The organism is Halorubrum sp. SD690R, from assembly GCF_005435035.1.
In the GTDB taxonomy this organism is placed as follows: Archaea; Halobacteriota; Halobacteria; order Halobacteriales; family Haloferacaceae; genus Halorubrum; species Halorubrum ezzemoulense.
Genome location: NZ_SGTV01000127.1, coordinates 1 through 473 on the forward strand (window position 1 = coordinate 1; position 473 = coordinate 473).

Annotated in this window: 1 protein-coding gene; it reads right to left on the reverse strand. The window is 66.8% G+C overall.

What is annotated here, in order from left to right; genetic code table 11:
- Positions 1 to 198: 198 nt before the first annotated feature.
- A partial coding sequence (locus tag EXE41_RS18710) for a hypothetical protein (RefSeq protein WP_206750866.1) occupies positions 199 to 473 on the reverse strand: 275 nt, incomplete at its 5' end.

Consider the following 473-nt stretch of genomic DNA (forward strand, 5'->3'; position numbering starts at 1 on the left):
CTAGAAGTTGAAGGCGAATCCGACGGTGATGAGACGTACGAATACGCCGGCGAGTGGGAAGTCCAAATCATCCACACGCCCTCAGAGTCGATCCTACTCGACACGACCGTCGACGTCGAGTAACGCGTCGACCTCGCAGTCTTCTTTCAGTCCAACGCTCGACCGCGAAAGAGATCCATCCTCGCACACCCCACAGACTCACCGCTCGGCCTCGTCCACGCGCCCGACGAGCACCCAGAAGCCGACCGCGAACAGGACGACCCCGGGGACCATCGCCCCGGGGCCGAACGCCTCGACGGCGTCGATCCCGTCGCCCTGATACACGACGCCCGACGGTCGCACGAGGGGCATCCCCCAGATCGCCGCGGCGTACAGCGACTCGTACAGCGTCACGGCCGCGCCGGCGGTCAGGAGCGCCCACCGGACGCCGGTCCGGGAGACGGCCACCGAGTACCGCATCGTGAGGATCCCGG